We start from the raw sequence: 6,144 nt of genomic DNA, 5'->3' as shown, positions 1-6,144 counted from the left end.
GCCGTCAGCACGGTGGAGATCCTCCAGGAGTTGATCAACCTGGCACGCGACATCCGCGAGGCGCGCCTGCGGGGCGAAGCCGAGGGCCTGTCGTTGGATGAGATCGCCTTCTATGACGCCCTGGCCGAGAACCAGAGCGCCATCGAGGTGATGGGCAACGACAAGCTCAAGGTGATCGCCCACGAACTGCTGACCAGCCTGCGCGGGAGTATTACCGTGGACTGGTCCCACCGCGAAAACGCCCGCGCCCGGATGCGCATCCTGGTCAAGCGCATCTTGCGCAAGTACGGCTACCCGCCGGACCTGCAGGACGCGGCCGTGCAGACGGTGTTGGCGCAGGCCGAGGCGTTGTCGGCGCAGTGGGCGGCCTGAGTCGCGAACGCGACAGCCCTTTCATTTCGGTTGACCTTCGATCCCACGGTCGCGGCGGCGGTGGCGGGAACCCCGCTGGCGGGCGACCTGCCGAACGATTTGCGCTACCGGTTGCCCGAGTGGTGTGTCTCTATCGAGACCCCGGGCCGGACCTGGGAGGGGCGGACCCTGCACGGCTTCTGGGTGCATCTGGAGTGGATCGCGCCGCTCGCGGTGAACGTGCCCGACCCCGCGGCCCTGACGGTCACGGTGCGGCCGGTGAGCTAAGCTGGAGGGGACCCGCCGCGGGCCGGCGGCACCCGCATGGTGGCCAGGCGTCTGGACCACCGCTCAGCGCAATTTGCGGACACCGCACTTGCCGCGTCGGTCGCGGGCACAGTGCCATGTCAGGCGGACCACGTCTAGACGGTGTCCGCCAATTCCAGCCGCCGCTCCATGCGCTCCACGCGCCGCCGCAGCGCGGCGATCTCATCGCCGCGAGGCCTCGTCGCGGCTGAAGCCGCTTCCACAAGGTCCCCGCCGGACTTTGACGGTAAGGGCCCCCCGGCGCGACTTCCCCTTCCACTCTAACGAGGTCAAAACGCATGAAGACGCCATCACTCCTCACCGTCGGCATTGTGCTCCTGGCATCAAGCTCCGCCCAGGCCATCGACGCGCACTACCGCCGGCTGCTCGAACGCTCCGGCTGCACGCAAACTTCCGAAGCGCAGGGCTGCGACATCAACAAGACCAGGAAGGAAAACGCCAAGGCCGGTTTCGTGGCGGACGCCCCCGCCAATAAAGCGGCAGCCGCCGGCCAGACGCCGTATGCCGGGCAATGGGTTGCCAAGGCCGCGTCGGGAGCCACGGTGGCGACCATCCGCATCAACGCCAAAGAGCAGGTCTGGGTGAGCGGCAAGCGCGTGAAGGCCAAACGCAGCGACGGCGCCCTGGTATTCCGCGACGGCAAGATCACCTATACCATCCAGGGGGACCGGCGCTTGCAGGGCGAGGACGCTTGGGCCGATTTCGATGCCGGAACCAAGGGGCCCATCGTCCCCGAGTGACCCCGGTCGGTGCGTGCCGGGCGCCGCTCAATCCAGATCGGGGGTCTCGCCGGTGGCGATGTAGACCACCCGTTCGGCGATGTTGGTCGCGCGGTCGGCGACCCGCTCATAGAGGTGCGTCACCCAAGACAGGGCGATCCCCGGCGCCGCCTGGCGCGGATCATCGCCAATCAGCACGGCGATGGCGTCGATCAGTTCCGACTGCAGGGCGTCAATCTGATCGTCGCGGCTGGCCACCAGGCGCGCCAGCGGCGCGTCGCCGCCCGCCCGTCCGTAGGCCGCCAGCGCATCGCGCAACATGTCCACGGCCGCGTCGCCCATGTCCGCGACCCGGGCGAGGAGCGGCGTCGGCAGCGGCGGTTGCGCGTGGCGCAGCAGAATCCGGGCCACGTCGGCCGCGTAGTCTCCGATCCGCTCCAATTCCGCGACCAGTTCCATGGAGGCGCCGATCAGGCGCAGATCGAGGCCCGCCGGCTTGAAGGCGGCGAGCACCAGCAGCGCATCTTGCTCCAGCAGACGGCGCTGCTGGTTGATGGCCGTGTCGCCGGAAACGATCTCCCGGGCCAGGCCGAGGTCCTGCCCGCGCAAGGCCTCCAGTGACTTGCGCAGGGCCTGTTCGACCTGGCCGCCCATGGCCAACAGCGCCTGTTTCAACGCCTCGCGCTTCTTTTCGAGTAACAGTGGTGACTGGGGCAAGGTGCGCGCTCCGGTTCTGTGTCAGGGATCGTCCGGCTGAGAACGGACGGACATTAGTCTCTACCTTAGCGAAAAAGCTGACGGTTTGCTGAGCGGCGAGCCAACACCGGGCACCGGCCCGCGGTCGTGGGCGACGCGGGGGGCATGGATGAGCAACAGGTCGAGCCCCCGCCGCGCCAGGCCCGGCCGCCGCCGCAACGCACCCACCCGCCAAGCGCGTCGCCTCTGCCAGGAGTCCAAGGCTTCAGCCTTGGCGCGCTCCAAGGCTGAAGCCTTGGAGTCCAGGCGCTTGGGCCGCGGCGCTTAACTTAACGGCAGTGACCCGCAGGAGGCAGTCCTGCGGGTCCAACGGCAGGCAGCGCGACGGGATGCGCATGACCTCGAACGGCTCGGGGGCGGTGGGTCCATCGTCCGGCGAAGGTCTGGATCGAGGTCGAACGGCGCCGGTCCGCAACACGGCGGTCGCACGCCGGTCACCGTGAGGTCATGATCGGCCACTAGACTCGCGGGTCTGTCATCGCCACGAGCCTCAAGAGCCCTGCCGTGAAAGCTGCACTGACCCTGCGCGACCGCATCGACCACGCCGTCTTCAACGCCATCTATTCCCGCTCACTGGTCTACAACACCTGCTGGGAGGACCCGGCGGTCGACCGCCTGGCCCTGGCCCTGAGGCCGGACGATACCCTGCTGGTCATCACGAGCGCCGGGTGTAACGTGCTGGACTATGCGCTGGCCGGCCCCCGGCGTATCCACGCGGTAGACGCCAATCCACGCCAGACGGCGCTCCTGGAACTGAAGCTGGCCGGCATCCGGCACCTCGCCTTCGAGGACTTCTTCGCCCTGTTCGGCGGCGGCGTCCACCAGCACCACCGCGCCCTCTATCACGAGGCCCTGCGCGCCGACCTCTCGCCCTTCGCGCAACGCTTCTGGGACGAGCGGCTGCACTGGTTCGATCCGGGGCACGGCAGCTTCTATTTTCAGGGGCTCGCCGGGACCGTGGCGCGGGCCTTCCGCGCCTACCTGCGGGTCCGCCCGCGCCTGGCGGCCGGTATCGATGAGTTGCTCCAGGCGGACTCGCTCAGGGGCCAGCGGGCCGTCTACGATACCCAGGTCGCGCCCCTGATGTGGGGTGCGGGTATGAACTGGACCCTGTCGCGCCAACTCACCATGAGCCTGCTCGGCGTGCCCTATGCCCAGCGCCGCCAGGTCCAGGCGCAGCACCACCGCGGGGTGGCGGGCTTTATCCGCGAGGCGGTCGAATACGTCTTCCGCGAACTGCCGGTCTGGACCAACTATTTCTGGATGGTCTATCTCAACGGACGCTATACCCCGGCCTGCTGTCCGGAGTATCTGAAACCAAAGAACTTCGCGGCCCTCAAGGCGGGGCTGGCGGACCGCGTGGTGCCGCACACCTGCACCGTGACTGCCTTCCTGCAACAGACCCAAGAGCGCATCTCCAAATTCGTGCTGCTCGATCACATGGACTGGATGAGTTCCTACTATCCCGAGGCACTGGCGGAGGAGTGGACGGCCATTCTGGCACGTGCGACCCCGCGGGCCCGGGTCATCTTCCGCAGCGCCCACGCCGCCCCCGCCTATCTCGACGCCATCGAGGTCGGCGCCGGCCGCGAGCGATTGCGCGAACGCCTCGTCTTCCACCCGCGGCTGGCGCGTGACCTACAGCGGCGGGACCGGGTCCACACCTACGCCGGCTTCCATGTCGCCGACCTGGCGGGGGCCTGACCATGGGCCGCAGCGATGCCCAGGTCCTGCTGAGCCTGATGCGCGGGCAGCCCCGGCACGGTGCCCTGGCCGCGCGCCTGCAGGCCTTCTACGGCCCCCAGGCCGAGCACTACGACGCCTTCCGCGAACGGTTGCTGCACGGCCGTGCGGAACTGCTGTGGCAGTTGGCCCCGCGCCCCGGCGCGAGCGTGATCGAACTGGGCGCCGGTACCGGGCGCAACCTGGGGTTCTTGGGGGAGCGCCTGAGCACCCTGGAGTCGGTCGAACTGGTCGACCTGTGCCCGGCCCTGTTGGAGCAGGCACGGCGGCGGACCCGCCGGCTGCCCAATGTCCGGGTGGTGGAGGCCGATGCGGTGACCTACCGGCCGGCCCGCCCGGTGGATCTGGTCTATTTCTCCTATTCGCTCACCATGATCCCGGACTGGGAGGGGGCGCTGCGCAACGCCTTGACCATGCTCAAACCCGGCGGCACCCTGGGCCTGGTGGACTTCTATGTGTCAGACCCGACCCCCGTGCCGGGTCTGGTTCACCACGGGGCCCTGACCCGCTGGTTCTGGCCGCGCTGGTTCGCCCATGACGGGGTGCGCCCCGACCCGGCCCACCTGCGCCTGCTGCGCCGGCTGCTGCCCGCGCATCGACTGAGGCAGCACCGCGCGCCGGTCCCCTATCTGCCCGGGTTGCGGGTGCCTTATTATGTCTTTATCGGGCGGCTGCCGGGGGGGATCATGCGCCAGAGTAACGAGTCAAGAACAAGCTAAACACGAATACGATCGTTGTCGTTGTCGTTGTCGTAATCGTAATCGGCGTTATCGGCGCGCCCTGTGATGCTCACGCTCGCGAAAGTGCATCGCTCCTCCGAATTCGACAACGACAACGACAACGACAACGACAACGACAACGACAACGGTGCGACAACGACAACGGTGCGACAGGCATTCCCTTCAAGTCGCTCGCCGCCCGGTCCAGGGCACGGCCGGTTGCCGCATTGAGCGTCAACTCAACGAGCCGGCCCTGCGGATAGCGATCAGCCGTGCGGCTTTTCCTTCAAATGCGGATCGACGGGCGGGATCACGGTCAGGTTGGGGCTGCCCGGCAGACGCGGCATCGTAATCACGGGGAACTCACCGGTCAGGGCGTTGAGGAAGGCCACCAGGTCCGCCGCCTGGGCGTCGGTCAGGTCCTTGTTCAACTGGGTCTTGGCCATGACCCGCACGGCCTCGTCCAGGGTCGGTACCTGGCCGTTACTGATATAGGGCGCGGTCAGCGCGATATTGCGCAGGGTGGGGACCCGCCACAGATTCCGATCGGCCTCCTGCTTGGTCGCCTCGAAACGGCCCTGGTCCGCGGTCAGTTGATATTTGTCGTCATAGGCGCTGCCCGGGTAGGTGGGGAACTTCATGAAGAAGCCGGTGCCGATGGGGAGTGTCGGGCCGCTGAAGTTGGCGCCGGAGTGGCAGGAGGTACAACCTAACGAGTCAAAGGTTTTCATCCCACGCACCTGCTGCTCGGTGAGGGCCTTTTTGTTGCCCTTGACATAGCGGTCATAGGGTGAGTTGGGGGTGATCAGGGTCCGCTCGAAGGCGGCGACCGCTTTGGCGGCATTGTCGGCGCTGATCGGCTGGGCCTCGCCCGGGAAGGCCGCCTCGAACAGCGGCTTATAGCCAGGAATCTTGTCGATCCGCCCCAGCACGTCCTGCAGGCTCCCCATGCCCATCTCGATGGGGTTGACCAGCGGCCCCTTGGCCTGGTCTTCCAGGGTTGCGGCGCGTCCATCCCAGAACTGCACCGAATAGAAGGCGGCATTCCACACCGTCGGGGCACTGCGCCCACCGCGGGCGTCATGCATCCCGATGGAATTGGGACGGTTGTCGTCGCCCCCGGCCATGACGTTGTGGCAGGAATTGCAGGACAGGGTCCCGTGCTCCGAGAAGCGCGGGTCGAAAAAGAGGGTCTTGCCGAGTTGGACCTTGGCCTTGGTCGTCGGGTTGTCTGCCGGGGACGGGGCCTGATCGGGCAGGGCCTGCCAGTCCGCCGCCAGCGACGGCAAGGCGACGCCCAGGGTCAGGGCGCTGCCGAGCAGTAGGGTCGCTTTGGATCTCATCGTGACGAAACTCCTGATGACATAGTCCGGTTGGATAAGGATGGAAGACTGTTCCTAAAATTCTGAGCAAAGTTGCTCAGTGATGAAGTTAGGATTTATCCGCACTTGGTTGATAGGCGTTGCGGCCTGCAACTCAAGCCTCTTGACGCTCAGTTGCGCCGGAGAACGTGACAGCAGCACCCGTCG

Annotated in this window: 8 protein-coding genes; 6 read left to right on the top strand and 2 right to left on the bottom strand. The window is 67.0% G+C overall.

The genetic code is table 11. From position 1 onward, the window contains the following. The 3 genes from QZY48_RS08715 to QZY48_RS08705 all read left to right on the top strand — a co-directional run. Positions 1-372 (top strand): type I restriction enzyme endonuclease domain-containing protein (locus tag QZY48_RS08715; RefSeq protein WP_295430183.1); only part of this gene is annotated, 372 nt, incomplete at its 5' end. 30 nt (positions 373-402) lie between these two features. Next, entirely contained in the window at positions 403-639 is a 237-nt protein-coding gene (locus tag QZY48_RS08710) for a hypothetical protein (protein WP_295430181.1), read from the top strand. A gap of 317 nt (positions 640-956) precedes the next feature. Beyond that, complete coding sequence (locus tag QZY48_RS08705) at positions 957-1,418, top strand: hypothetical protein (RefSeq protein ID WP_295430179.1); 462 nt, start codon at positions 957-959, stop codon at positions 1,416-1,418. 27 nt (positions 1,419-1,445) lie between these two features. Here the strand turns inward: QZY48_RS08705 and phoU are convergent, their stop codons facing one another. Then, a complete protein-coding gene (gene phoU, locus QZY48_RS08700; RefSeq protein ID WP_295430177.1) occupies positions 1,446-2,114 on the bottom strand; it encodes a phosphate signaling complex protein PhoU in 669 nt (222 codons plus the stop codon). 543 nt (positions 2,115-2,657) lie between these two features. Between phoU and QZY48_RS08695 the strand changes: the two genes are divergently transcribed. The 3 genes from QZY48_RS08695 to QZY48_RS08685 all read left to right on the top strand — a co-directional run bounded on the left by QZY48_RS08695 (position 2,658) and on the right by QZY48_RS08685 (position 4,846). After that, the gene (locus QZY48_RS08695) at positions 2,658-3,857 is read left to right on the top strand and encodes a BtaA family protein (RefSeq protein ID WP_295430175.1); all 1,200 of its coding nucleotides are present in this window, start codon (positions 2,658-2,660) and stop codon (positions 3,855-3,857) included. A gap of 2 nt (positions 3,858-3,859) precedes the next feature. Then, the gene (locus QZY48_RS08690; protein WP_295430173.1) at positions 3,860-4,615 is read left to right on the top strand and encodes a class I SAM-dependent methyltransferase; all 756 of its coding nucleotides are present in this window, start codon (positions 3,860-3,862) and stop codon (positions 4,613-4,615) included. A gap of 66 nt (positions 4,616-4,681) precedes the next feature. Further along, positions 4,682-4,846, top strand: a complete 165-nt coding sequence (locus QZY48_RS08685; RefSeq protein WP_295430171.1) for a hypothetical protein — start codon at positions 4,682-4,684, stop codon at positions 4,844-4,846. A gap of 35 nt (positions 4,847-4,881) precedes the next feature. On the opposite strand, the gene QZY48_RS08680 is transcribed toward QZY48_RS08685, so the two are convergent. Further along, positions 4,882-5,958: a cytochrome c peroxidase gene (locus tag QZY48_RS08680; protein ID WP_295430168.1), complete on the bottom strand. Its 1,077-nt coding sequence runs from the start codon at positions 5,956-5,958 to the stop codon at positions 4,882-4,884. Positions 5,959-6,144 lie beyond the last annotated feature (186 nt).

The sequence above is a fragment of the uncultured Thiodictyon sp. genome, from assembly GCF_903828115.1.
In the GTDB taxonomy this organism is placed as follows: Bacteria; Pseudomonadota; Gammaproteobacteria; order Chromatiales; family Chromatiaceae; genus Thiodictyon.
Note: the sequence above shows the minus strand (reverse complement) of the source record. Positions and strands in the feature narration are given on the sequence as shown.

Excerpts from the sequence above, each read along its gene's own strand:
- QZY48_RS08680 (WP_295430168.1), bottom strand. The coding sequence starts at position 5,958 with ATGAGATCCAAAGCGACCCTACTGCTCGGCAGCGCCCTGACCCTGGGC.
- QZY48_RS08705 (WP_295430179.1), top strand. The coding sequence starts at position 957 with ATGAAGACGCCATCACTCCTCACCGTCGGCATTGTGCTCCTGGCATCA.
- QZY48_RS08685 (WP_295430171.1), top strand. The coding sequence starts at position 4,682 with ATGCTCACGCTCGCGAAAGTGCATCGCTCCTCCGAATTCGACAACGAC.
- QZY48_RS08690 (WP_295430173.1), top strand. The coding sequence starts at position 3,860 with ATGGGCCGCAGCGATGCCCAGGTCCTGCTGAGCCTGATGCGCGGGCAG.